The following is a 24,239-nucleotide window of genomic DNA, read 5'->3' as shown; positions in this document are numbered from 1 at the left end:
TCACCACCCCTCGACCGCTTTTTTCTCTATGAATGGAGAGGCTTTATACCTTAATTTTTAGGTAAAAATCCTGATAATTCTCAAGAAAATATTCCAATTATAGTATAAATAAACGTAAGCATTCAGCCGTCAGTTATTAGCTATCAGCAGTATAAGTATTCAAGCGGACGATATTACTTCTTCCTTCTTCTTCCTTCTTCCTTCTTCTTTCCTTATTGAATTATGAAAAAAGTAGCTAAAATAATTCTCAATACTGCTTTATTTGCTAGCTTGGGTTTGAGTTCTATAGTCTTACAAGCAGGTAGCTGGAATAACTTTAAACTTCGCTATTTTAATCTCACACAATATCTCAATAATCAAGATAGAGAACTCCAAGATATTCAAGCACAAAATCTCGACCCTCAGAAATATAGTCGAATTAATTTAGCTGAACTTTTGAATGGCGGACCGCCAAAAAATGGTATTCCTTCTATTGATAATCCGAAATTTGATACGGCGACAACAACACCTTTTCCCACTAATGAAACAGTAATTGGTATAGAAATAAACGGTGAAGCTGTTGCTTATCCTTTTGGCATTATGAATTGGCATGAAATTGTTAATGATACAGTAGGAGGAATGAATATTACTGTTTCTTATTGCCCTCTTTGTGACACTATAATCGCATTTGAACGTGGCAATACAACTTATGGAGTTTCTGGCAAACTTTATCAAAGTTGTTTAGTTATGTATGACCGCTCTAATAGTACTCTTTATTCTCAACCTTGGGCTATTGGTATTCTTGGTCAGAATGTTAACAGTAATTTGAATAGAATTTCTGCTATTAAAACTACTCTAGAAAATTGGTTAGCAGTGTATCCTAATAGTAAGATTTTATCTACAAAAACAGGTTATAAACGTGACTATTTTAACTATCCTTATGGCAGTTACTATACCGATAAAATGTTGATTTTTCCAGTCAGAAATCAAGCACAACTTAACCAACATCCCAAGGCTATTATTAGCTATGTTTGGGAAGCAGACCGAGAAACACCTGAAAATTATTTCTCAGGTAGTAGTGTTCAGTTTTTACATTCAGAAATTAAGCAACTAAAAGAAAAAATTGTAGAGTTTAATAGGCGAAAAATACGCGCTAAATGGGACAGTCAAATGCAAACCGTTATTGTTGAAGAATTCGATGGTACAACTATCCCTAGTTCCACCGCTTTTGCTTTTGTTTATCCAGCATTTTTTCCACAAGTCCAGTAGGGTGTGTTAGCGACAGCGTAACGCACCGTCAATAGTCCAGTAGTGGACTGTTTCACTAAAATAGTGCATTAGCCTTTTTCGTAATCATCCCATCATATCAAATCCGGTTAAACAGCCATAGAATTGTTAAGTTAGGAGGAGTCAACCCACCCCTAACCCCTCCGGTGGAGGGGAAGTCAGGAGTCAGGAGTCAGGAGGAGAAAAAATTACAAAAATAAACGTAGTTATGGCGATTGAAGATTTTTTTTATGTCCAATTAAACGGATTTGAGATCACACCCTCACCTCATTCCCCCACCCCCCCCATTTTCTATTGCACCATTTTAGATTTGTCGGTCCAGTAGAGTGTATTAGCGGTAGGGTTAGGGGGGGTTCCCTCCCTGTAGGGACGTTGCATACAACGTCCCTACTACTCAATAAAATGTAGAAAAGTTTTTGAGAAATGATATCAGTAGAGAATACTAAACCCTAAGCTGCAAAAAGTCACGGAAACTCCAATGATACAAACTATAACAAATTTCTCCCCCAATTTCTTGCCAATGTAAAAATTCCAACCAACTTTCCAGCACTTCTTCCACATCATATTCATCCACATCTATGAATTGAGCTATAGTCTCCACGGAAACTGCTTTTTCTTGCTCAACTAACACTCTCAGCACTTCTAACTCAATTTCTGACAAACCGTCACCTGCCATTTTTGGCCACAAACTGTGGTAATATTCCTCTAAACCTGCCGTAGAGAAGTCCCAAGGGCGAATGCCATTCGCCCCCTCTTCCCCCTCTTCCCCCTCTTCCCACACTCCTACAACAGTAGGGGGGATACCACCCAACACCCGACTCAAATACATAAAATTATTCCCGCTTGCAGCCACCAACTTTCGTCAAAATTCCAATCTGGATAAGGGCGAAATTCTGGAGATTTAGTCCGCTTTGCCACACGAATAAAAACTTGACCAAACTCTTCTAATTCTGACCGAATATTAATCTGGGATTCTTTTATTTCATCCCCAAAGCATAAGATTCAATAAAATCATCAACCTTATTCCAGAAACTGATAGGAGAATTAGCAGAATAGGCACTCCAAAAATCATTTTTTATTTGTTTCTCCCGAAAAAGCTTCAAAATTGCCTCATCCTTACCAACACCATATTCCACCAAAGCATAAATATAAACCCCATCAACATCTTTCGGAGGTTGTGTGGGGTCAAGCTTTAATTTTTTTAAAGTATTAACAACAAGTTCATTTCGTTGAGCTGCATCGATCGCTTGAGGAACAGCAGATTTAGCAGCATTAATAATCGTTTTAACAATATTATCTAACATAAATTAGACCTCAAATTAGGAATAGCAAATCGAATGCAGAAAATTTTTTCTAGGATTTTTCAATTAGACCTAGAGCAAAGTTTAAGAGTTCCACCCGTTTTTCTTCCGAAAGGAAATTAATCAAAGCAGTAACTTTATCGGTTGTAGTTAACCATTGCTTAGTTTGAGCTTGCCAAACAACCATAAATTCATTGGCTAATAGCTTAAATCTATCGTAAGCATTCTGTATTGTTAGCTATAGTAATCCTAAATATGTCGTAACAAATCAAAAAGTAAATCAAAAAACTGAAACTCCCACCTGTTGCCTGTTGCCTGTTGCCTGTTGCCTAAAAAGCAGTAAGATTTTTGACACGAATAAAATAGGATTGCTATATCAGCTATCAGTTTCATTTAACCGTTAACTGATAACTGATAACTTAAATTACCAATATTTTTGAGAGCTGCTAAAACTTGCTCTAATTCATTTTCTTTCTCAATAGACAAAGCATAAGAACGACTATATATAGGAACATTTGCTTTTTGAAGTTTAACAAAAACAAACTCTCTACCATTAAGCAAAAAAGCAAACGTTGGGCGATGATTTTGGGAATTTTTCAACATATAAACTAAAGCTTGAGGTAGAGCTGCCGTAACATCAAATTTAGTCTTTTTGGATTCAATAACCAATATCCAAAATCTCTGTTGCAGAACTAAAACATCTATTCTACCTCTAACAATTAAATCATTATCTTCATCAGAAATTTCCACAGAAGTTTCAGTTATTATCGAAAAGGGAGGTTTAAAAAATCCAGCTAAATCTAGTAAAGGTGCTAAAATAACCAATTTGACTCCCTCTTCCAATAAAGGGCGACGATTAACTAAATTAAAATAGTTACTTCTAACTCTTTCTAAACTGCGTTTTTCTTCATCAGTTACAGAAGGTAAATTGTCTTGCCATTCCCGAAAAAATTGACTATCAGTTGTTAGTTGAAGTTCAAAGTTTTCTTGTAATTCTTCTAGAGTAATATCCTGAGCTTGAACAGTTTAAACCATAATAAATCATTGCTTTTAGGAAACAGGGAATAGGGAATAGGGAATAGGAAATAGGGACATAGAATAGAAATAAAGAGATAGTAACTGGTTAGTTTAGGGTCATTCTAATTCCACCAAACAAAAATATGAGTGTCCAAAACAATCATAAAACCTCTTCACAACAATTCTCCATATCCCAGTCTTCTATAGGAATAGCTGATTCTTGGGGAGCAGCATAGTGTAGATATGACTGCTTATTTGTCTAATGGATTAGAAGGATATTCTTGTTTAAATTCACTAATACTAACAAGTCCAGCCAGCTTATTTTGAATAACTTCATTCTCCTGACTCCTGACTCCTGACTCCTTTCTTACAAAACTCCCTTAGAACTAGGAATTTCCCCAACTCGCCTGGGGTCAATTTCCGTAGCCATCCGTAGAGAACGAGCAAAAGCTTTAAACCCTGCCTCAATAATATGATGAGAATTAATTCCAGCCAACTGTCGAATATGCAAAGTCATCAAACTATTATTTGCCACAGCCACAAAAAATTCCCGCACTAACTGAGTATCATAAGTACCAACCCGTTGAGTAGGCATTTCCAAACCATAACTCAAATGTGGACGACCAGAAAAGTCCAAGGCCACCTGAACCAATGCCTCATCCAAAGGAGCCAAAAAATGACCAAAACGCACAATACCCTTGCGATCGCCCAACGCCTGCTTTAAAGCCTGGCCCAAAGTAATCCCCACATCCTCATTAGTATGATGGTCATCAATTTCAATATCCCCCACAGCATGAACTTCCAAATCAATCAGTCCATGAGAAGAAATTTGATGCAACATATGGTCTAAAAAAGGAATCCCAGTATTAGCCTTACAATTACCCACACCATCAAGATTAAGAGTAACAGTTACATCAGTTTCCCCAGTCGTCCGTTTCACCGAAGCAACTCTGGCAGGCAAATTCAGTTTTGCTGGAGTAGATGAAGAATGGCGATCGCTTATCTGCATAATAAAAATATCAATATAAATTTTGAATTTTAATTTTTCACAGGTAGGTTGAGAATGATGAAAAATATCAAATGACAGTCCAGTAGGGTGCGTTAGGCGCTTACCACAAACTACCATTGAACTGTCAAATATTAGGTTGCGCCGTAACGCACCGTTGAGAAGTCTAGTCCAGTAGTGGAAGGACATACCTAAAATGGTGCGTGACGACGGATTACTGAATCCCTTTCATAGTCTAAATTTAAGCCGTCTAACGCACCCTACCAATTTGGCTATCCTTAACTTTTGACTTTTGAATTTTGAATTTTGACTTAAAAATCACATTCCCATAATTTCATAACCAGCATCCACATAAATAACCTGACCAGTAATGCCACTTGCCAGATCGCTACATAAAAAAGCAGCAGTATTACCAACTTCAATTTGAGTCACAGTCCGACGTAATGGAGCTATCTGTTCCACATGATGAATCATATCCTTAATACCTCCCACTGCCGAAGAAGCCAAAGTTTTAATTGGACCAGCAGAAATAGCATTAACCCGAATATTTTTCTGACCAAGTTCCGCAGCTAAATAACGAACATTCATTTCCAAAGCAGACTTAGCAATGCCCATCACATTATAATTAGGAACTACCCGCACGCCCCCTAAATAAGTGAGAGTGACAATACTTCCTCCTTCAGTCATCAGTTCCTTCGCCTCAGAACTCAAATCAATCAGAGAATAAGAACTAATTTCCAAAGCACGAGTAAAACCTTCACGAGTAGTATTACTAAAATCCCCAGATAATTCCTCCTTACCAGCAAAGGCCAAACAATGAATCAAAATATCCAACTTACCCCATTTTTCCCCTACTCCAGCAAAAGTAGCCTTCACCTGTTCGTCGTCCTGAACATTACAGGGTAAATATAAAGAAGGACTCAAAGGTTCTACCAATTCCCAAACCTTCTTTTCAAATCTACCCTTATCATCCGGGAGAAAAGTGACCCCCAAATTTGCTCCTGCTTTGTGGAGTTGTTGAGCAATTCCCCACGCAATAGAACGATTATTCGCAATACCTGTTACTAGAGCATTTTTTCCTGTTAAATCTAACATAATACCTTGATTTATTGAGAAACTATAGTAAAATTTTCAATCAAATAATAAAGTCTAAAATTTAATTTCATACTTAGAAGCTATAATACATAGCATCTTTGACATTAGGCAAATTTATAGATAATATTAGCACCTATGGCCATAATGAGAAATTGAATTTCTCGGTTTCACTGCCCTAATATATATGAATATAAAAGTAAAGTAAGTATTAAATATATTAAATATATATATAGCAATATGTAGAAACTTAATAGTATATTTCAGGAACTGAGCTATTAAGGTTAAGAGACGTTTAGTTAGTTATTAGAGAGTAAGGAAATTGGTCGTGACGCATGATAGACCGCTAGCAGCAGTTTTCCGTAATATATCTGGTGGGTCATATCCGCCAGTTGTAGAAACTTTTGAACGGGGCAAGACAATATTTTTTCCAGGAGACCCTGCAGAGCGCGTCTACGTTCTAATTAAAGGCGCAGTGAAGCTATCGAGGGTGTATGAAGCAGGAGATGAAATTACAGTGGCCTTACTCCGGGAAAATAGTGTATTTGGAGTATTGTCTCTAATTACAGGCCATAAGTCTGACCGTTTCTACCATGCAGTAGCTTTTACCCCTGTAGAATTAATATCTGTGCCAATTGACCAGGTGGAGAAAGCTCTCAGAGAAGATCCAGATTTGTCAGTTGTTTTATTACGTGGACTTTCATCTCGAATCTTACAGACAGAGATGATGATTGAAACTTTGGCACACCGGGATATGGGGTCTAGACTGGTTAGCTTTTTATTAATCCTTTGTCGAGATTTTGGAGTTCCTAGCAAAGATGGGATTACCATAGACTTGAAATTGTCTCACCAAGCAATTGCAGAAGCAATTGGGTCAACAAGGGTGACAGTTACTCGTCTGCTTGGAGACCTTCGGCAAGATGGAATGATATCTATTCACAAGAAGAAAATTACAGTACATAACCCAGTGGCTTTAAGTCAACAATTTACCTGATTTAGAGACACAAATATCTGTAAAAATCAAGATGAAATAACTGCTGAGGGTAAACTAAAAAAATTTTATAATGGCAATCTGAGGAGATAATACTATTTTCTCTTAAAATAAAATATTAATTAAGTAAAGAGATTGCCTTATAGAAACCAGAGAATTTTATATTTAAGAGAATTTTATATTTAATAGCTAGTCAAATAAATAATTACTGTCTATAATTTTTGATATTAGGCATATAGTCTGAGATAATAAACTAAAGGCAACCTCATAATTAAATTACTACCAGCAGCCATTAATGACCGCCGGTATTATCTTAGTATTAGCAATTCTGGTGCTAGGCGGTGTAATCGCTACTATTAGCGATCGCCTAGGTACAAAAGTAGGTAAAGCAAGACTACGACTTTTTAATCTTAGGCCCCGCGATACTGCCGCATTGGTCACCATGGTCACTGGCAGTATTCTTTCAGCTTTAACTTTAGCTATCCTATTTGCAACTAGCAAACCATTAAGAAAAGGTGTTTTCAGAATAGATGAAATCCAAACCAAACTTAATGAAACTCGCAAGGAAGTGACAAAAGCTGAATTTGAAACCACCCGAATCAAAAATGAATTACAAAAAGCAAGAGCTGATTTAGAATTAGCTCTAACTCAATTGAATCAAGTTAATCAGTCTTTGGATAAAGCTTTAGTCCAAAAAGCAGAAACAGAATCCCAACTCAAAATAACCAAAGAGCAATTAAATCAAGTTCAAGCAGTAAAAATCCGTACTCAAGAAGAACTTAGGCAAGTTCAAAAAGCAAAAGCTAGAACTGAAGCCGAACTTAATTTAACTCAAAACCAACTGAATAGTATAGTACAACAAAAAGAAATCCTGAGACAAGAAATTGAACAAATGCAAATAGAGCGTCAAAAAATATTAAAAGATTAAAAATATAGCATTTTATAGCAGAAGGAAGAAGGAAGAAGGAAGAAGGAAGAAGGAAAAGTATTACTTTGTCTGAGTTTTAAACTTTTGAACTGTCCTAACCTTTCCTTCGACTGCTATACCTTGCCTTTTATGTACTCCCTAAAAAAAATTACATTATGAATAATTAAGGTTTAAAGCATTTTTTTTATAGAAAAAATAATATTAAATCCGGTTACCACCACCCTTATTTTAGTAGATAAAATTTTTTATATAATATGGAATTTAGTTAACTACTATAAAGGGGTTGTGTTCAATAATTGATAATTGATAATTACCTCTACCTAAAAGGAAGAGGATTTAATCAAAGGAAAATTTTTTCTTGTTTCTCCTTAAAAGGAGAGGGTTTAAATCTTAATTATTCGGTAATCACATTAAGTATAAAAAAACTGTTCGCCAATCCGATAATTTTCAGGATAAGTAATTATTAATTGTTAATTATTAATTGCTTAATTTCTGCAACTGAGAAAAGCTACAACAACAAGTAAAATTTAAATAAAAAAGATTAATCTAGTCAGCAAATAAAGATATCCAAACATGATTTTAGGATTTGACCCAGGTAGCCAAAAGTGTGGTATTGCACTTATGGATAGAGAAAAAAAACTACACTACCACCAAGTTATAGAATCTCTAGAAGTTGTCAAAACAATTAAAAACTTATATCAAAAGTTTGACATTGATTTAATAGTGATTGGCGACCAAACCACCTCAAAAATTTGGAAACAAAGCCTCACAAAAATCATTTCAAAAACAGTACCAATAATCAAAATAGATGAACGTTATTCTAGTTTAGAAGCTCGCGATCGCTATTGGCAAATGTATCCTCCTCAAGGTATTTTTCGTCTAATTCCTTTAGGAATGAGAATTCCACCTAAACCAGTAGATGATATTGTCGCGATAATTTTGATAGAAAGATACTTAAAAAATGACTCACTCTATAGCAGGGCTATTTCATTCTAAACTTTGCCATTTTGTGTATTGACGAAATAACGTTATTTCAAACTTTAGGAAATTTATTTTTCGCTGTCTGAAAATCAATAAATTCATTTTTTCTTGATTTGAAAGATTAACTGATACCAATTTGAAAAAACCTACGGTTTTGATTTTTCAGCGTTTGAAACAACCTAAACTCGTTAGAGAATTTATGTCATACTTCAAATTATCTAGGAAAATTCTAGATTTTACACAGCTTGAAACTATTGCTTGGTAAGCTTTTCAATATAAGCGTAGGTTTCTGTTCAAATGCCCCCGCTCATCCTATAAAAACATCGCTGAGTTGTTCCTTAAATTGCTCAATCCATTCATAAATTTCACTGAGAGTCGTTTTGGCATCTCTTTGGGGTTGCCATCCAGTAGCGGCCATAACTTTGCGGGAGTCTGTAACAAAAATAGGAACATCTCCAGGGCGAGTTTCGGGAACGGGAGTAATGGAAATCTGATGCCCGGTAATTTCCTGACAAAGCTCGGTAGTTTCATGCAGTGAAAGGGTGTTAATGGCTCCCCCACCCACGTTAAAAGTCTGTCCTTTCAACTCCTCCAAACTGTGAATTTGTAAGTCAATTAAGTCTAGTAAATCGGCCAGATGCAAGAAGTCTCTAACCTGTTTGCCTGTACCGCCATAGCCGATATATTTCAATGGTTTCAGGAAATAGTGACAGGCCATCCATAGAGCAAATACTCCCTGATCGACCTTGCCCATCTGCCAGGGACCAGTTAGCACTCCACAGCGATTAATTAAGGTCCTCATGGAGTAGGCATTGGCATATTCAGCGATTAGTAATTCTGATGCCAGCTTGGTTGAGCCGTAGAGAGAGCGCGCTTTATCTAAAGGAAATTCTTCGGAAATTCCCTGACTGGATGCCCCCTGTAAAGGCTGTTGTTCCATCAGTTGAAAGCGGGTTTCTGTTTCGGTAAACTTTAGAGCCTTCAGATAAGCAATGGGATCAACCCGACTGGTAGATAGAAAAATAAAATCTGCCTCAGTTTGCCGAGCTAATTCCAAGCAGTTAATCGTTCCTACTAGATTCGTTTGCAGCACATAGCCTGGAGAAGCATATCCTGCCAAAACTGATGGCTCCGCCGAACACTCTAAAATTAAATCGGGTTGTAGTGCCGTTGGTTCCAGATATTCGGCATTTCGCACATCACCATGCACAAACTCAATTCCTGCTTGCTTTAGCCGAGATCAATTTAATTCTGAACCGTACGAAAAAAACTGTAGAAAATCGTGACAGCTTTTATCTTAATATTGGATTAACCAATACAGGCTGTACGGCACAGCTCACTATTCCCTCGGCAGTAAATGCCTCTGGGAATTTCTTTCTAATTATTTGAAGACTGCCGTTGATATCAGCATTAATCACTTTACCTGTTCCACTTCTAAACAAACCGCGTTTGACTCGTTTTCCCACATAATTCTCATGGCACCTGGGCAATTCTAAATCAAGTGCAGAAGTTTTACTGGTGTAACTTTCTTCTGTCTCCATAACTTTGATACCAGCAAGTTCACATTTATAAGTTATCTGTTGAATTAGCTTAGAGTGTGGTATTTGGGTAAAGTTTTGATTGTTTTTTTGCCTATATTTGCACCTTGTTTCCAGTTATCATTTTTTCCTATGACTACAGTACCAATATTATTTGTGGTTAAATACTCAACCACTAAGAAACTGGTGTTATGCAGATAATTCTCCACAAAACGATTTCGATGATAACTCAATGCTTCAATCTTACGACTGGTTTTTCTGTTGCCTTTGAGATGACTTTGGTACTTAGCTTTACGCTTGTTATATAATTGATTGACACTTTTTAGTGGCTTCCCGTTAATCAGCAGTGGTTTGACACCAGGCTTATTTGTAGATAGAGCAACTAATCGGTCAATTCCTAAGTCTATTCCGGCTACATATCTTGAGTTTATTTGTGGCTGAAGAGTTTTTTCATACACTACTTCAATTATATAGCAGCTAGTAGCAGGTACTATCCTAACTTCGATTACAGTATCCACAACTACAGGTATTTTGATATCACTCATGGATAAGTGACAAATACCATTTTTTAAACTTGCTCTATAGACTGATTCCTTTGAATATATAACTACATTTCTACCTTGGGTTTTGTCCTTATATTTGGGTATTTTGGGCTTACCCAAAAACTTCCCTGGATGTTTTGACCATTCTCCCATTGCCTGAAAATAACTACGCCAAGTGGCCACCAAGCATTTGATTATTTGTTTTGATACTTTAGTTGGTAATGCTCTATAAGCATCGCTATCTTTGGTGGCGTGGTACAGTTTAGTTAAATCCAGGCTTTTTGAGGACTGGAAAAAATGCTGACGACAATAATAATTAGCCAAATCATACAAGTTTTTCGACTTAAAGGCTAATTCATCACAAACTCGCCAAAAGTTATGTGTTCGGTTAATAATATGTCTATCAACAAGTCGCATTCACTTATTCGCTTTTTTGATAATTTATTGTTACCTATTTAATATTACAACAATGAGTGTAAATTTTACAACTATTTTCTACGGTTTAAGTTTAACAGTTAATCACCCCGACGCTTCAAGTTATCTAGAGCCGTAATTTGCCACTCTGGATAGCGTTGAGCAAGTCCCAGACCAAGTGATATGCCCACAAAACCTGCTCCTCCGGTAATTAAAACTCTTTTACTCATTAGGTTAATCGTAACAAAAACTCTCTTTGTTTAACTTATCACCAATTTCGATCGTAACAAAAACTCTCTTTGTTTAACTTATCACCAATGTCCTCTAAGTCTTGAGGCTCAATTTTGAATACTAAGTGACTGTAGGCAACGTGATCCACAGGTTTTTTATTCTCTCTTAGCCATTGAAAATTTTTTGGATTGGTCGTAATACCTAATAGTTGATTGGCTCCAACCACAACTAAATCGGCTTGAAACTTTTGAGGATTAACTTCTTCTTGATTGGCTCCACGCACAACTAAATCGACTTGAAACTTTTGAGGATTAACTTCTTGTTTTAGCTTTTTCCTACGACATCTCATATATTTTGCATCAGGATTTCTTTCAAGATACTGTTCTAAATAAATCCAATTTTGACCCCAGTCTAAGTTAGAGTCGGCAAGGATTGTGTAGGCCATTTTTCGGTCTAGCAGCAATTCATTAAAGTATGATAGGTAATGAGGAAAATAAGAAATATTAGAAATTAATAAATAAGCGACAAGACTAGTTACAAAAATCCGATATCGATTTCTTAATGCTGTCCAGGCTACTGCTAATCGGCTAGAGAAAACGAAGAGAAATGGGAAAATCATCAGGATGTATCGAATACCAATCTGAGCAGTGGTAAAACTGAAAGCAATGAAAAAAAATAGAGAGGGGATGATTAAGAAAGCTTCATTTTGCCAAAAATTCATTCGATGTCTATATCGAAGCAGGCTGACAACAGCCATAAATAGAAGTAGTTGAGTGGCAATAGGCACTTTGTAAAGGAAAGCAATGATAAAGTATTCCTTAAAGCCCTTCATTTCACCATTCTCTAAGCCTAATCTACCCATTAGATAAGTAGGACCATTGCCAAAAGCTGTTTCTTGTTTGTATTTACCCATATCTAGTCCCGAGAGGTAAGCATAGGGAACTGGAACAGGTAAAGCTCTCAACAATGGTGAACTAGCTTGTAATGAAGTGAAAGCTCTACTTGCAAACTGATAATCCCCTAGCTTTGTAAAAGTTTTTTCAAAGGAAAAACCAATATTAATGATTAGGATTGTCGTAAATAAAAGCAAGATTGTATAAGTACAAAACTGTTTGATGCCTGACAGAATAATCTTGAATTTTTTCGTTCGGATTAGATTCAAAATGGTTGGGCTGTAAAAGCCAATGGTTAAAATAAAATAGATGGGCAATAAATAAACTGCGGTGTAACGCGAGATTTGGGCAATACCAAACGTAATCATGATAGCAAGACTTCAATTAGCTCCTCTTTATTGCCTAAATGCTCAAAGAAGTTGGAAACAAATATCCTATCAAAGCGTTTATTAATTTTTTCTTGCTTGTTTAAGTCTAAAATATTGAGATTGAGAACATGGACATCAGGATTGGCGAATGTTTTAGAGTCAGGATTGAGATCGATTAAGTATTTTTCTCTTGCTTGAATATGATTGATAAACTCACCATATCCTCCCCCGATATCTAAAACGTCTGCTTCTTTGCCCAGATGCTTTTGCAGAAATTCCTTGATTAATACTTTCCACAAGGCGACTTTGGCTTTTCTCTGTTGATAGTTAAAACGATTAGAGTAAAGCTTTTTTAGGTATTCTTCTTGTCTGAGCGCTCTGTTATCTGCAATCATAATTCTTCTAGTTAGCGAATTTTATTCTGGATTGCTATTTGAGGTTGCTTGCACACATAGTCTCCTCTGGAGAGATGTTTTTCTAGCCAGATATAAAGCACAATAAACAAGTATCGGCTTCCCATCTCTTTCAGCTTTAACTTGGATAATCCCGTAGTGCGGTTGCGCCAAGTAATGGGCATGGTTGTGTAGGAATATTGCCGTGCGATCGCCTTAAGGGGCATTTCTACCGTTAAGTTAAAGTGGTGAGACAGCAGGGGAGAAATTCCTTCAATTACTTCTCGCCGGTAAGCTTTAAAGGCATTGGTAGTATCATTGAACTTTAAGCCAAAGAGAACTGAAATGAATAAATTGGCGAGGCGGTTCACCATTAACTTGTGGGTGGGGTAGTCAATAACTTTACCTCCCCTGATAAACCTAAAACCGAACACGCAATCGTAGCCTTCTTGCAGCTTGTAATAGTAATCTACAATATTTTCTGGCGCATCCGAACTATCTGCCATCACGATGGCTACCCCGTCTCCTAGAAAATTCTCTAAACCGCAGCGAATGGCAAAGCCAAAGCCGTTAGGGTAATAGTTATTAATGTAGCGCACCTTGCTGTTTTGAGCACTTAGCTGCCTTAACAAGGCTTCCGTGCGATCGCGACTGTTGTCATTGACCACCAAAATTTCGTAAGCAATCTTTTCTGCTTCTAGAAGTTGGCTGATAGATTGAACGGTGGTTACAATGCAACCTTCTTCGTTGTGAGCCGGAATCACAATGGAGAAAACCTTAATCCTTTTGGATGTTTCCGCTCGTGGTGGTTTTGGTAAAGAACAGCTATGGGCCAGTGCCGGAGCCAATCCCTCTGGGTAATAGATTTCTGAGGAAAAATCTGCTTGTCGCTGAGCATGAGAATGTTTAACCGGAGTTTTAAAGACTAAGTTATCGCTAATTACATAGTTAAGAGTAGCATTGATTAATACCCCAACTAAGGTATTAATTGCGTAATTAACCCCCCACCAATCTAAGAGAGGAAAGACCAAGAATATACGAGCCACCACAGCAGTTCCTGCAGAAACATGGTAGAGGGGAAGTTGTCGCCAGAAAACTTCTCTAAATGTCCAACTGCCCCCCGGCCAAACCCAAATCCGATAGACAAAAAAACTAAATAAAAGTGAAAGTTCGATTGCTATTAGATTAGCGACATTGTCATAGCTGTGGATGTTGTCGCGTACCTGCTTGCCTTTATAGCCGTAGATTTGATAAGGCTCTCCGGTGATGGTACATTTCATTAAGTTAAGATAGAAAGCCATGCAATTTAGTTCCCGAGTGACTTTGCCCAGTTAAACATCCGTTCTTAGAAACCTATGATTATCTATATAAATCTATGATTTTCTATAAATAATCTGTTCTATTCTTGCTTCAATCTGGCAACGTCGGCGTTATCCAGTCCACAAGCTGTCACGGTCGTTCGCGTTAGCGTTGCGGAGCAAACTGACCGCCATAGCTAAATTTAACGCTGCATTTAAGTCTCGATCACAGCTAAAATTGCAGTGTTCACAGTTGAATACAGGCTCCGATAAAGACAGAGACTCTTTAACAGTTCCACACCTACTGCAGGTTTTAGAACTAGGAAACCATCTATCCACAATGGTTAAGGATGAACCATATAACTCACACTTGTACTCTAGCTGTCTACGAAACTCATAAAAACCCATATCACCAACAGCCTTAGCTAGCTTGTGATTAGCCATCATACCTGATACATTAAGGTCTTCTATTACTATCTGGCTGTGGTTTTTCGCCAAATAAGTAGTTAGTTTATGCAATGTATCTTTTCTGATGTCAGCTACCTTTGTGTGTAGTCTCGCTATTTTTAGCTGTGCTTTTTTCCAGTTATTAGAAAACTTGACTTTATTTCGATTCAAGTATTGCAACAAGCGAAAGTTTAGCTTCTAACTTTCTATAGGATTTAGCTCCTGGAAATACTTCACCAGTTGAGAGTGAAGAAGCGTGATTTCACACCCAAATCTACACCAACTACATCAACTGATTTCTCAGTGACTTGAGGTTCTGTTTCTATCTTGAAGCTAATGAACCAACGATCGGCTTTTTTAGTTATAGTTACAGATTTAGGAGTAACATGATCTGGCAAGATTTCAAAAGTTTTTATCCATCCAATTCTTGGTAATTTTATGTGATTAAAGCCTACCGATATTGAGCCATCTAGAGTAAAACTATCATCCCTACCTTTTTTCTTGAATTTAGGTTGACCAGAAACTTTGCTAAAGCAGCGTTTCCAAGCAACGGACAAATACCTCAAAGCATATTGAGGCGCTGTTTTAGAAACCTCGTAGTACCAATAGTTTTTAGGTTTAACCATTGCTACTAAAAGTTTATGCAGGTCGATAGATGTGGGAAATTTAAGTTTACTTTCAGGATTATTGAAATTGTGATTAAGGATGTTCCTAGTCAACCATAATCCCCAATTCCAAGCGTGACGAGCTACGCCAGTGTGTTTAGCTAGCAGCGTTTTTTTTTATTATAGGGGATTTTTCGGATCTCTAAGAGGCTGTTTGTAAATAATTATGAAGTATTAGTAGCGATCGCTAAACGTTTGAGCATTAAACTAATCATTGAAATATGAATAAAGGCTTCGCTGTTGCGAGAATATTCTTCATAATCTTTAGAAAGTCTACGATTACGGCCTAACCAAGCAAAAGTTCTTTCCACTACCCAACGTCTAGGTAAAACTTTAAACCCTTTTTCAGTTCTGTTAACAATAGCGAGTTTATATGACAAGATCGATTGATGACTAAAAAGATCAACAGTGGATTTGAGTTAATTGAACAATCTTCCTACTTATTTCCCCAGACTTGATATTAAGATCGGAAAAATTATCCTCTCATACTCATACATAATTTTTCAAACAGATATAATTATTATGAGTTTTTGATTTTTAATTTAAAAAAAAAATTGACAAAAATCGTAATCTGCTGAAAAATCAGAAAATAATGATATACTTATTCTAAGTTGGTAATTATGCCTATATACTTGACTTTTGATTCAATATTAATACACCCACTAGGTCAACCCAAACCAAAAGTTTTAAGCATAACAATAGATTCTACGGATTTTAGAGTCACTTAACTGTACTACCTAAGTATTAGTAGGTAGACAAAAAGTATATATAAAGATGAATCAAAACCGCATCCAAGCCTATATAAATCTAATTCAACAACTATTAAATAGCCCCACAGAAAGAAAAGATAAAATCCTAGCAACTAACCAAAAATTACTAGATAAAGGATTACTCCAAACAATAATAATGATGGCACAGACATCAGCAGAAAAAGGGAACGAGGAAGCTCAAGAACTATTACTCACCTTTGCAGTAGAACTATCAGAAAAATTAGACATTTCAATTACAGAAAACACCTCAGCAACAGCAACCCCTTTAGAATATTTAGAATTCTTAACCCAGGTATTACAAGCAACCCACGAAAGCAAAAACAATCCTCAAATTATTCACCCTATTTTGCAAGAAAACCTCAACAAATTAGACCAAGGTTTAGTAGAAACCTTACAAACTTGGGCAACTTCAACCTTAGTAGAAATTAAACCAGAAGAAGCTCATAGTATTGCTGCAGATATAGTTAACTTCAGTAACCAGATACAAGAGTTTACTCTTGGGGATAAAGCAGATAACTTAGAAATAGCAATTACGGGATATAAAACAGCATTAACTTTATACAATAATGCTTCTAAAACTCATAACTGGGTAAGCATTATCAACAATCTTGGCACTGCTTACCTCAACAGAATTTATGGAGATAAATCTGTAAATATTGAGCAGGTAATAGAAATTTATCAATCAGCATTAAAATTAATAGATCGAGAAGATATCCCCCAAGACTGGGCAAGAATTCAAAGTAACTTAGGTAATGCTTATAGTCATAGAATTGAAGGAGATAAAGCCAAAAATATTGAACAATCAATAATCGCTTATGAAAGAGCATTGGAAATTATTACCCAAGAAAATTTTCCCCAACAATGGGCAACTATTCAAAATAATTTAGCTAATACCTACTTAACAAGAATTACAGGAAAAGTCGGCGATAATATTGAATTAGCAATAAATGCTTACCAAAAAGCATTACAAATGATTGATCGGGAAAAAAATTCTTTAGACTGGGCAGTAACTCAAAGCAATCTTGGTAATGCCTATCTAAATAGAATGACAGAAAATGTAGAGAAAAATATTGAGCAAGCAATTACAGCTTATCAGCAAGCATTAAAAATTATTAATAGGGAAAATAAACCTTACCAGTGGGCAAATATTCAAAAAAATCTGGGCATTGCTTACTTAAATAGATTTATAGGACAAAAAAGCAAAAATATTGAATTAGCTATTACAGCTTATCAACAAGCATTAACAGAAATTACTCCTATTGATTCTCTATTAGATTGGGTAATAATTTCCATAAATCTGGGCACTGCTTACCTCCACCGAGATACAGCAGAAATAATCGAAAATATTGAACTATCAATTGTAGTTTATCAACAAGTGCTGCAAGTTATTAATCCAGAAAAATTTGCTTTATGGTGGGGAATTATTCAAAAAAATCTTGGTGATGCTTATAGTTATAAAGTTAGAGAAAATAAAGTCATAGAAAATATAGAAAATATTGCTGATTTTTATCAAAATATTGAACTAGCAATTACAGCATATCAACAAGCATTAAATATTTTTACTGTAGAAAGTTTTCCACTTGAATGTCTACAAATTTATCGTAAATTAGGCGATTTAGGATTTCAAAATGAAAATTGGCAACTTGCTATTGAAAGTTATCAAATAGCAATTAAGTTGCTAGAAACAACTCAAAGTTTGGCAAATACCGAAATATCTTACAAAGAGATGTTAGCTGAATCAATTTATATGTATGGGAACATAGTCGAATGTTATGTCAAGATTGAGGAATATGAACAAGCATTAGAATATGTAGAAGCTTCTCGTTCTCGTCGTTTAGTAGAGTTAATGATGATAAACGATATTTATAAAAATGAGGAAAAACCAGCAGAAGTAGAAGAATATTATGATCTACAACAACAAATTAATCAGCTCAATTTTGATACTACTAGAATTAATAAACCAATTACAGTGGGAAGTAGATTTAGCATCAAAGAAATTAAATCAGAGAATCAAGAAAAGATTGCTTTATTGAAAGAAAAACAGCAAAAAATTTGGCAAAAAATTTGGAATAGCGATCGCGTACTAGCGGAACAGTTACAAGTGACATATCTGAGTTTTTCAGAGATTCAGCAGTTAGTAAAGGATAAACAAACTGCCATTATAGATTTTTATTCAACTAGAAATAATACCTATATATTCCTTCTGAATCAGCAGCAACTTACTGTTCATATTTGTCAAGGAGAGGGAATTGATAAATTACAAACTTGGATACATGATAATTGGTTGAAACTCCATGCAGAAAATAGTAGCGAATGGCAGAATCAAATGGAGGCTTTTCTTTCAGAATTATCAGAAAAATTAGAATTCAATCAACTGATAAAACAACTGAATGAGATAAAAGAATTAATTATTATTCCCCATTTATATCTACATCAAATACCTTACGTTGCTTTACCAGTTACTAGAGAAAAAGAAACAAAGTATTTGTGTGATTATTTCCGTTTAAGAATTTTACCTAGTTGTCAAATTCTCAATTATTGCTCAGAGCGAACGCTCATTAATAATCCCCGCAAAATAGGAATTGTGGAAACTCCTATAACAAATAAGTTTTATACAAGATATGAATGTGAAACTCTAGCAAATATGTACTTAATTTCTCCCCAAAAACGTCTGCAATATAGTCAGGCAAAAATTAATAATTACCACAATTTTATTCAACAAGTACAAGTGCTGCATTCTAGTCACATTTCTCAAGTAAATCTTGTCAATCCCTTATCATCAAAACTAAAATTATTTGATGGAGATATAGTTCTTAGTAAAGTTTTTGCTTGGCGTTTACCAGAATTATTTGATGTATTTCTTTCCAGTTGCGAAATTAATCTCAATCAAACTAAAATTTCTGACGATATTCTCACATTTGCTAGTGCTTTTATTAGTGCAGGCGCCCGTCATATAATTAGCTCATTATGGTTAGTAGAAGATTTAGCCACAGCATTATTTTGTATTTTCTACTATCAACATCGCCAAAAATATAGCTGTTCGGAAGCATTGAAAAAAGCACAAAATCAACTTCGTTATTTAACAGGAACTCAGCTTAGTAGTTATAGAAAACAGCTAGAAGGATATCTAGAACAATACATGAAACAAGAAAATTCAGAAAAAATACAACAAAAAAAGGAACTCTTATCATGGTTTTGTCAACAGAGTCTTCCATTTACTCATCCTTACTACTGGGCAGGTTTTATTTCCCAAGGTATTTCTTGAAGAAGGCAGAAGGTAGAAGGCAGAAGGCAGAAGGCAGAAGGAAAAATTGCTTATGGATAGTCTTCGACACGCCACTTCATGTCTTATACCAATTTGAAAAAAGAATGCTATGCTTAAGTGATACTTCAACTATTAAGTAATTAACACAGGCTGAATAAATTTTTTGATAATTAGCACGCCAGTTATTGTTAATTATTCTTATTTTTACTACTCTCCTACTCCCCTGCTCAAGAAAATAATTAGGTTGTTATCCGTTGATAAAGAATAGCCTTACCTTGTCTTTTTCCAGAATCTTTCCACCCTCTTTGTTCCAGATCGCCTAATCTATTAAGAGTAGTTATATACGCAGGAGAACAACCTAAAACTTTCCCTAGTTCCCGCGCAGTTTTTAATTCTTCAACATCATCATTCAACAAGCTTTTTGTCATTTCTTTTTGTTCGATAACTGTTGTCATTGATGATTGTTCATATTCATATTTATCCCTAAATACAAGGTTTTCTTTTTCTATACTTTGTAATCTATTATTTTTTGTAGGAGTTACTAGAGCTTCATTATCATCTATTTCTTTAACTTCTTGAATCAATTTTTTTTCTATGTATTTGTCTATATAACTATCCAATTTGTTTCCAATATACTTTCCTATTGCTACATTAATTTTGGTTTCTAAACTAAGTGATAAAATACTTTGATTGCTATCTATTTCTTCTCCTAAATAAAGATCGATAAACAAATTTAAAACTTCAAAAGCTGTAGCATCATTATCCTTACATTTTACTTGGAAGCGTTGCCATTTACCACGAGTTAATTTCAGATTGATCTGAACTTTATCTTCTCTATCATTGCTATACATATTAACTAAATACCTAGATAAGGGACGAAATTAAAGCATAAATTACGCTTGAAAGCCTAAAGCTATTTATCTACCACTTATGGTATTGTCTATAATTATATACAAAAAATCAAATGATTTTGGCAATTTTATTGATTGATAAAAATTTAATTCATCTTGACAAAATAATTGATAATTATCATCAATAATTCACTATGATTGACTTAATCTGGAAGTTTAAGATTGTAAATAGGAATACAGGATACTAATCAATATTTAGTGATTTTATGCTTATTTTTTAGAAAAAATTATTGAGGAAATTTATTATTAAACTTATTCAAGAAACAAAATAATTGAAAAAAAGCTAAAATATAAACGTCCTCTAATTTAAAAATACACTTCCAGTTTCTTCAATTAATAAACTAGATTTATCCAAATTAAAATTATTAGTCTCAGTCATATTTAACAGCAAAAGACTATTTTCAACAATAAACTGAGGTTTTATCAATAAAAAACCTCCCTTATCCCGATAAAAAGTAATATTGACAGGAACTTTTAATTTCCTTAAAATAACTTCAGATTTTCCTGACAACTGGCGTTGTGTAGTATCTCCAATTATCTCATAAGAAATTGTAGCAGCAGTATTATTTGCAAGTTTGATATTGACCAAACCATTTACAGGTTGAATAATGCCAATAGGCAATTGTCTTGTTCCAGGTAAAGGAGCTGTAGAGTCATTAACAATTAATTGTTTTGGGGGTTGACTAGGCTGAGTTTGAACAGTATTTGATGGTGATACAGTAGAAGACGGTTTCTCTGGTGAAGGTTGTTTTGGGAGTTGACTAGGCTGAGTTTGAACAGTATTTGATGGTGATACAGTCGAAGACGGTTTTTCTGGTGAAGGTTGTTTTAAAGGTTGAGAATCAAAACGAGGCAACTGTGCTAGGCTAAGACTAGGTAAAGTTATACTTGATAGCAATATAATTATCAGCCCACAAATTTGCTTGTTTAGTCTGGTATTTATGCTGAATAACTGATTCAAAAACTGCATAATTATTTGCCTAAATAATCTAATTAGTTAAATACCTATTATGATATCAGGAAAATGTTAGAGTAAATTGTTTATGAAAAGTTACGATTGGATTGTAGTTGGTGGCGGAATAACAGGAGCAGCTCTCAGTTATGAATTGGCAAAAAAAGGTTTTACCGTACTCCTGTTGGAAAAATACCCTACTTTAAAAGGTGCAACCCGTTATAGTTATGCTATTTTATCCTACTGGTCTGGTACTACAGATTTGACTAATCAACTTTTTCAGGAAGCAAAAGAACGTCATCATTATCTATCTGAAGAATTAGAAGCAGATACACAATTTCAAGAGTTAGATTTATTGCTAACCATCGCCACCGAATATGACCCAAAAAAAATAGCTACTAATTTCTCTCAGTGTAATATTGTACCTCGCCTAATTAGTGTCCAAGAAGCCTGTGAAATGGAACCCTTACTAAATCAAGAGGCGATCGCAGGAGCTTTAACTGTTCCTAGCGGTCATGTTTCCCCAGAAGCAACAACTTTAGCCTACTGTCAAGCATTTACCAAAATAGGAGGTCAAACTGAAATTGCAGAGGTAACGGGGTTAGTAAAAACAGGCGATCGTATAACTGGAGTCCACACAACTACTCAAACTTATCACGCTGCCAATGTAGTAATTTGTGCTGGTGGAATTTCTCGTCATTTCCTAAAATCAGCAGGCATCCCCACCCGTGTTTACTTCACCCATGCCGAGATGTTAGAAATTCCTCCTGTGGAATTGCAACTAAATACTAGCGTTTTAACAGCAGTACAAAAACGTTTTCAATGTGAAGCTGCTACAAGTACAGTTGAGTTTGAGCAAATGTGGGATGAACCTGGTCACGAATTTGTGCCATTTAGCTTAGATGCTGGTGCAATTCAATTTAAAAACGGTAGCATCAGAATAGGTCAAATTTCCCGCGTACTCACGGACCCCTACACTAAAATCGATCCTACTCAAAGTGAAGTTGCTATGCGAGCAGAGATCGGAAAAGTTTTACCTGCATTAGAAAATTTACCTGCAACCTGGCATCACTGCTTAGTAGCATACAGTGCTGACGACTTACCCCTCATAGGAGCTATTCCTCATCTAGAAGGGATACATATTTTTTCTGGGTTCAGTAGTCCCTTTGTATTTGTACCTCCCCTAGCTAAAAGATTCGCTAATTATGTAGTCGGAGAAAATGATGAAATTATCAAGCAATTATCTCCTCATCGCTTTATCTAACTAATAGACATCTGGTGAAAAATAATAGACTTTTTGCAGAAGTAGGCAACAGCGGTGCGACCCCGCGTCGGCGTCAGACGCAAGGGAATGCGCACCAAGAGAGGCAACAGCTCATCTGGCAACAGGGAAGAAAATTTCTGAAAAAAAACACAAAAAATGATCCATAAGTGTAATTTCCACTCCTATGTCTAATTAGTCCTCTTCATAGTTATATCCTTACCTACATTCCGTAATCTTTTTATGTTACAATGATGGCTCGTTTTAAGCGAATTGTTGAAAAGCATTTAGCAGGTGGTAAACCAACAAAACCACTATTAGATGTGAACTGTCATCATAATTATGCGGAAAAAGAAATACATTTTGGGGAAGAAGTTTATGTAACTCGTAAAGGTGCTGTGCGAGCACAGGAAGAAGATTATGGAATTATACCCGGTTCAATGGGAGCAAAATCCTTCATTGTCAAAGGAAAAGGAAACCATGAAAGTTATTGTAGCTGTAGTCATGGTGCTGGCCGAATGATGTCTCGCACTCAAGCTAAAAAACGTTTTTCTGTTGATGATTTAGTGAAGCAAACTGAAGGAGTAGAATGCTGGAAAGATGGAGGCGTTATTGATGAAATTCCTAGTGCTTATAAGTCTATTGAGGAAGTGATGAATCAGCAAAATGATTTAGTAGAAGTTGTAGCAACTCTTAAACAAGTTGTTTGTGTCAAAGGCTAATTTTTCTATATTTGTTTGCTTGTCTACTTTGCTTATTTGGAAAAAACCCAAAAAGCCTGTTTCTCAAATTTCGGAAACAGGCTTTAATCAATAATAATCTTGGCATCGAGCTATTTTTAAATGGGGGAACCCCCAAAGTATCTTTAGTTTCTTTGTACTGGATCGCTGTTGTTATTTTGTTTGTCTGAGCAATTGAATTTCCTCTTGCAAGGTTTCGAGTTCTTCTTGCTGTTGTTTAACAACCTTAGTTAAAACTGCGATAACATCCATAGTCTTAACTGCCTTGTATTCGTCAGTAGTTATTAACTCTGGAACCTCTTAAGCAATAAAACCAGCATTCAGAGTTTTACTATGATCAGCAATGTAATTATATTTGACTGGGTTGAGGTCTGCTAATATATCAACTGCCTCTTGACTGGACAGACTGGCGATATTTTCTTTTAATTCTTTCGATGAACTCTGAGAAACACTACCTTTCAACCTCAGGTTTCCATTTGGCCAAAAAACAGCTCTTAGGTTTGTAAATTTATAACCTCCATACTAACATAGCAACAAAGTTACTCATTCTATCCTCCTCAAAAAAATTGGACTGATTAGCAAGAAGATATCAATAAATTAAATATTCTAATATATACAAATCTAATATATACAAAAAAAGATGGCAATCCACTACTGCCAAAAACAACAAAGCATCTTTCCCATATATCAGAAAGATGCTTCGCTAAATATTACCCTGGCATCGAGCTATTTTCACATGGGGCTACCCCCAAAGTATCTTCGCCAGCACTACATTTCACTACCGAGTTCGAGATGGAGTCGGAGTGGGTCTATAGCCTCATAGACACCAGGAATACAGGAATCAAAGAAACAAAGAAGGCTGCATAGTCAGAAGTGAAAAGAGAAATGAGGTCAAGTCCTCGGTCTGTTAGTGTGTCTAGGCTGCATACATTACTGCATTTCCACCGAACACCTATCAACGGGTAGTCTT

At 35.6% G+C, this 24,239-nt stretch carries 23 protein-coding genes, 1 rRNA gene and 3 pseudogenes; 7 read left to right on the top strand and 20 right to left on the bottom strand.

The features are described 5' to 3' along the window. Positions 1–222 precede the first annotated feature (222 nt). Complete coding sequence (locus F6K06_RS22735; protein ID WP_124146903.1) at positions 223–1,248, top strand: DUF3179 domain-containing protein; 1,026 nt, start codon at positions 223–225, stop codon at positions 1,246–1,248. A 460-nt stretch (positions 1,249–1,708) separates the two neighbouring features. Here the strand turns inward: F6K06_RS22735 and F6K06_RS22730 are convergent, their stop codons facing one another. The 6 genes and pseudogenes from F6K06_RS22730 to fabI all read right to left on the bottom strand — a co-directional run bounded on the left by F6K06_RS22730 (position 1,709) and on the right by fabI (position 5,685). Further along, complete coding sequence (locus F6K06_RS22730; RefSeq protein WP_124146904.1) at positions 1,709–2,095, bottom strand: Holliday junction DNA helicase RuvB C-terminal domain-containing protein; 387 nt, start codon at positions 2,093–2,095, stop codon at positions 1,709–1,711. Between the two features lie 125 nt (positions 2,096–2,220). Beyond that, positions 2,221–2,570 (bottom strand): annotated as a pseudogene (locus F6K06_RS22725) (NACHT domain protein); the annotation flags it as partial. A gap of 49 nt (positions 2,571–2,619) precedes the next feature. Beyond that, entirely contained in the window at positions 2,620–2,754 is a 135-nt protein-coding gene (locus F6K06_RS22720) for a hypothetical protein (RefSeq protein WP_275670438.1), read from the bottom strand. 206 nt (positions 2,755–2,960) lie between these two features. Beyond that, complete coding sequence (locus tag F6K06_RS22715; RefSeq protein WP_240039146.1) at positions 2,961–3,575, bottom strand: type I restriction endonuclease; 615 nt, start codon at positions 3,573–3,575, stop codon at positions 2,961–2,963. Between the two features lie 376 nt (positions 3,576–3,951). Continuing rightward, positions 3,952–4,593 carry an imidazoleglycerol-phosphate dehydratase HisB gene (gene hisB, locus F6K06_RS22710; protein ID WP_124146922.1) on the bottom strand — a complete coding sequence of 214 codons (642 nt, stop codon included), beginning with the start codon at positions 4,591–4,593 and terminating at the stop codon, positions 3,952–3,954. A 315-nt stretch (positions 4,594–4,908) separates the two neighbouring features. Continuing rightward, a complete protein-coding gene (gene fabI / locus F6K06_RS22705; RefSeq protein WP_124146906.1) occupies positions 4,909–5,685 on the bottom strand; it encodes an enoyl-ACP reductase FabI in 777 nt (258 codons plus the stop codon). A gap of 319 nt (positions 5,686–6,004) precedes the next feature. Between fabI and ntcA the strand changes: the two genes are divergently transcribed. From ntcA to F6K06_RS22690, 3 genes are all read left to right on the top strand, one after another. Continuing rightward, positions 6,005–6,676 carry a global nitrogen regulator NtcA gene (ntcA, locus tag F6K06_RS22700; protein ID WP_124146907.1) on the top strand — a complete coding sequence of 224 codons (672 nt, stop codon included), beginning with the start codon at positions 6,005–6,007 and terminating at the stop codon, positions 6,674–6,676. A 292-nt stretch (positions 6,677–6,968) separates the two neighbouring features. Next, a complete protein-coding gene (locus F6K06_RS22695; protein ID WP_124146908.1) occupies positions 6,969–7,601 on the top strand; it encodes a DUF3084 domain-containing protein in 633 nt (210 codons plus the stop codon). 573 nt (positions 7,602–8,174) lie between these two features. Then, on the top strand, positions 8,175–8,597 hold the full coding sequence (locus tag F6K06_RS22690) for a pre-16S rRNA-processing nuclease YqgF (RefSeq protein WP_124146909.1): 423 nt from the start codon (positions 8,175–8,177) through the stop codon (positions 8,595–8,597). A gap of 292 nt (positions 8,598–8,889) precedes the next feature. Here the strand turns inward: F6K06_RS22690 and F6K06_RS22685 are convergent, their stop codons facing one another. From F6K06_RS22685 to F6K06_RS22635, 10 genes and pseudogenes are all read right to left on the bottom strand, one after another. Then, positions 8,890–9,801 (bottom strand): NAD-dependent epimerase/dehydratase family protein, encoded by a 912-nt coding sequence (locus tag F6K06_RS22685; protein ID WP_124146910.1) that lies wholly within the window; start codon positions 9,799–9,801, stop codon positions 8,890–8,892. Positions 9,802–9,874: 73 nt separating this feature from the next. After that, positions 9,875–10,123, bottom strand: coding sequence for a hypothetical protein (locus F6K06_RS22680; RefSeq protein ID WP_240039144.1), 249 nt, complete (start codon positions 10,121–10,123; stop codon positions 9,875–9,877). Between the two features lie 44 nt (positions 10,124–10,167). Beyond that, positions 10,168–11,079, bottom strand: coding sequence for a transposase (locus F6K06_RS22675; protein ID WP_287239887.1), 912 nt, complete (start codon positions 11,077–11,079; stop codon positions 10,168–10,170). Positions 11,080–11,177: 98 nt separating this feature from the next. Then, on the bottom strand, positions 11,178–11,306 hold the full coding sequence (locus F6K06_RS22670; RefSeq protein ID WP_275670439.1) for a hypothetical protein: 129 nt from the start codon (positions 11,304–11,306) through the stop codon (positions 11,178–11,180). A 38-nt stretch (positions 11,307–11,344) separates the two neighbouring features. Beyond that, positions 11,345–12,568, bottom strand: a complete 1,224-nt coding sequence (locus F6K06_RS22665) for a hypothetical protein (RefSeq protein ID WP_124146911.1) — start codon at positions 12,566–12,568, stop codon at positions 11,345–11,347. Then, complete coding sequence (locus F6K06_RS22660; protein ID WP_124146912.1) at positions 12,565–12,963, bottom strand: bifunctional 2-polyprenyl-6-hydroxyphenol methylase/3-demethylubiquinol 3-O-methyltransferase UbiG; 399 nt, start codon at positions 12,961–12,963, stop codon at positions 12,565–12,567. The genes F6K06_RS22665 and F6K06_RS22660 overlap by 4 nt, the downstream gene beginning before the upstream one ends. A gap of 11 nt (positions 12,964–12,974) precedes the next feature. After that, positions 12,975–14,261 carry a glycosyltransferase gene (locus F6K06_RS22655; protein WP_192901189.1) on the bottom strand — a complete coding sequence of 429 codons (1,287 nt, stop codon included), beginning with the start codon at positions 14,259–14,261 and terminating at the stop codon, positions 12,975–12,977. A 129-nt stretch (positions 14,262–14,390) separates the two neighbouring features. Next, positions 14,391–14,876, bottom strand: a complete 486-nt coding sequence (locus F6K06_RS22645) for an RNA-guided endonuclease TnpB family protein (RefSeq protein WP_287239890.1) — start codon at positions 14,874–14,876, stop codon at positions 14,391–14,393. Positions 14,877–14,938: 62 nt separating this feature from the next. After that, positions 14,939–15,424 carry a hypothetical protein gene (locus tag F6K06_RS22640; protein WP_240039145.1) on the bottom strand — a complete coding sequence of 162 codons (486 nt, stop codon included), beginning with the start codon at positions 15,422–15,424 and terminating at the stop codon, positions 14,939–14,941. Between the two features lie 110 nt (positions 15,425–15,534). Next, a pseudogene (locus tag F6K06_RS22635) lies at positions 15,535–15,717 on the bottom strand (transposase); the annotation flags it as partial. A 427-nt stretch (positions 15,718–16,144) separates the two neighbouring features. Between F6K06_RS22635 and F6K06_RS22630 the strand changes: the two are divergent. Next, a complete protein-coding gene (locus F6K06_RS22630; protein ID WP_287239892.1) occupies positions 16,145–19,405 on the top strand; it encodes a CHAT domain-containing protein in 3,261 nt (1,086 codons plus the stop codon). 239 nt (positions 19,406–19,644) lie between these two features. Here the strand turns inward: F6K06_RS22630 and F6K06_RS22625 are convergent, their stop codons facing one another. After that, on the bottom strand, positions 19,645–20,256 hold the full coding sequence (locus F6K06_RS22625) for a hypothetical protein (RefSeq protein ID WP_124146915.1): 612 nt from the start codon (positions 20,254–20,256) through the stop codon (positions 19,645–19,647). 361 nt (positions 20,257–20,617) lie between these two features. Continuing rightward, a complete protein-coding gene (locus F6K06_RS22620) occupies positions 20,618–21,214 on the bottom strand; it encodes a hypothetical protein (protein WP_124146916.1) in 597 nt (198 codons plus the stop codon). 145 nt (positions 21,215–21,359) lie between these two features. Between F6K06_RS22620 and F6K06_RS22615 the strand changes: the two genes are divergently transcribed. Further along, entirely contained in the window at positions 21,360–22,532 is a 1,173-nt protein-coding gene (locus F6K06_RS22615; RefSeq protein ID WP_124146917.1) for an FAD-binding oxidoreductase, read from the top strand. A gap of 248 nt (positions 22,533–22,780) precedes the next feature. After that, positions 22,781–23,251 (top strand): annotated as a pseudogene (locus F6K06_RS22610) (RtcB family protein); the annotation flags it as partial. A gap of 318 nt (positions 23,252–23,569) precedes the next feature. On the opposite strand, the gene F6K06_RS22605 reads toward F6K06_RS22610, so the two are convergent. Further along, entirely contained in the window at positions 23,570–23,731 is a 162-nt protein-coding gene (locus F6K06_RS22605) for a tail fiber domain-containing protein (protein WP_161564677.1), read from the bottom strand. Between the two features lie 251 nt (positions 23,732–23,982). Further along, positions 23,983–24,100: ribosomal RNA gene (gene rrf, locus F6K06_RS22600) — 5S ribosomal RNA — on the bottom strand. Positions 24,101–24,239 lie beyond the last annotated feature (139 nt).

It is taken from the genome of Okeania sp. SIO1H4, from assembly GCF_010672695.1.
Classification (GTDB): Bacteria; Cyanobacteriota; Cyanobacteriia; order Cyanobacteriales; family Microcoleaceae; genus Okeania; species Okeania hirsuta.
Note: the sequence above shows the minus strand (reverse complement) of the source record. Positions and strands in the feature narration are given on the sequence as shown.

What these genes read in the sequence shown, in the direction of transcription:
- F6K06_RS22735 (WP_124146903.1), top strand. Translation starts at nt 223, where the DNA reads ATGAAAAAAGTAGCTAAAATAATTCTCAATACTGCTTTATTTGCTAGC.
- F6K06_RS22730 (WP_124146904.1), bottom strand. Translation starts at nt 2,095, where the DNA reads ATGTATTTGAGTCGGGTGTTGGGTGGTATCCCCCCTACTGTTGTAGGA.
- F6K06_RS22720 (WP_275670438.1), bottom strand. Translation starts at nt 2,754, where the DNA reads ATGGTTGTTTGGCAAGCTCAAACTAAGCAATGGTTAACTACAACCGAT.
- hisB (WP_124146922.1), bottom strand. Translation starts at nt 4,593, where the DNA reads ATGCAGATAAGCGATCGCCATTCTTCATCTACTCCAGCAAAACTGAAT.
- fabI (WP_124146906.1), bottom strand. Translation starts at nt 5,685, where the DNA reads ATGTTAGATTTAACAGGAAAAAATGCTCTAGTAACAGGTATTGCGAAT.
- F6K06_RS22695 (WP_124146908.1), top strand. Translation starts at nt 6,969, where the DNA reads ATGACCGCCGGTATTATCTTAGTATTAGCAATTCTGGTGCTAGGCGGT.
- F6K06_RS22690 (WP_124146909.1), top strand. Translation starts at nt 8,175, where the DNA reads ATGATTTTAGGATTTGACCCAGGTAGCCAAAAGTGTGGTATTGCACTT.
- F6K06_RS22680 (WP_240039144.1), bottom strand. Translation starts at nt 10,123, where the DNA reads ATGGAGACAGAAGAAAGTTACACCAGTAAAACTTCTGCACTTGATTTA.
- F6K06_RS22675 (WP_287239887.1), bottom strand. Translation starts at nt 11,079, where the DNA reads ATGCGACTTGTTGATAGACATATTATTAACCGAACACATAACTTTTGG.
- F6K06_RS22670 (WP_275670439.1), bottom strand. Translation starts at nt 11,306, where the DNA reads ATGAGTAAAAGAGTTTTAATTACCGGAGGAGCAGGTTTTGTGGGCATA.
- F6K06_RS22665 (WP_124146911.1), bottom strand. Translation starts at nt 12,568, where the DNA reads ATGATTACGTTTGGTATTGCCCAAATCTCGCGTTACACCGCAGTTTAT.
- F6K06_RS22660 (WP_124146912.1), bottom strand. Translation starts at nt 12,963, where the DNA reads ATGATTGCAGATAACAGAGCGCTCAGACAAGAAGAATACCTAAAAAAG.
- F6K06_RS22655 (WP_192901189.1), bottom strand. Translation starts at nt 14,261, where the DNA reads ATGGCTTTCTATCTTAACTTAATGAAATGTACCATCACCGGAGAGCCT.
- F6K06_RS22630 (WP_287239892.1), top strand. Translation starts at nt 16,145, where the DNA reads ATGAATCAAAACCGCATCCAAGCCTATATAAATCTAATTCAACAACTA.
- F6K06_RS22625 (WP_124146915.1), bottom strand. Translation starts at nt 20,256, where the DNA reads ATGTATAGCAATGATAGAGAAGATAAAGTTCAGATCAATCTGAAATTA.
- F6K06_RS22615 (WP_124146917.1), top strand. Translation starts at nt 21,360, where the DNA reads ATGAAAAGTTACGATTGGATTGTAGTTGGTGGCGGAATAACAGGAGCA.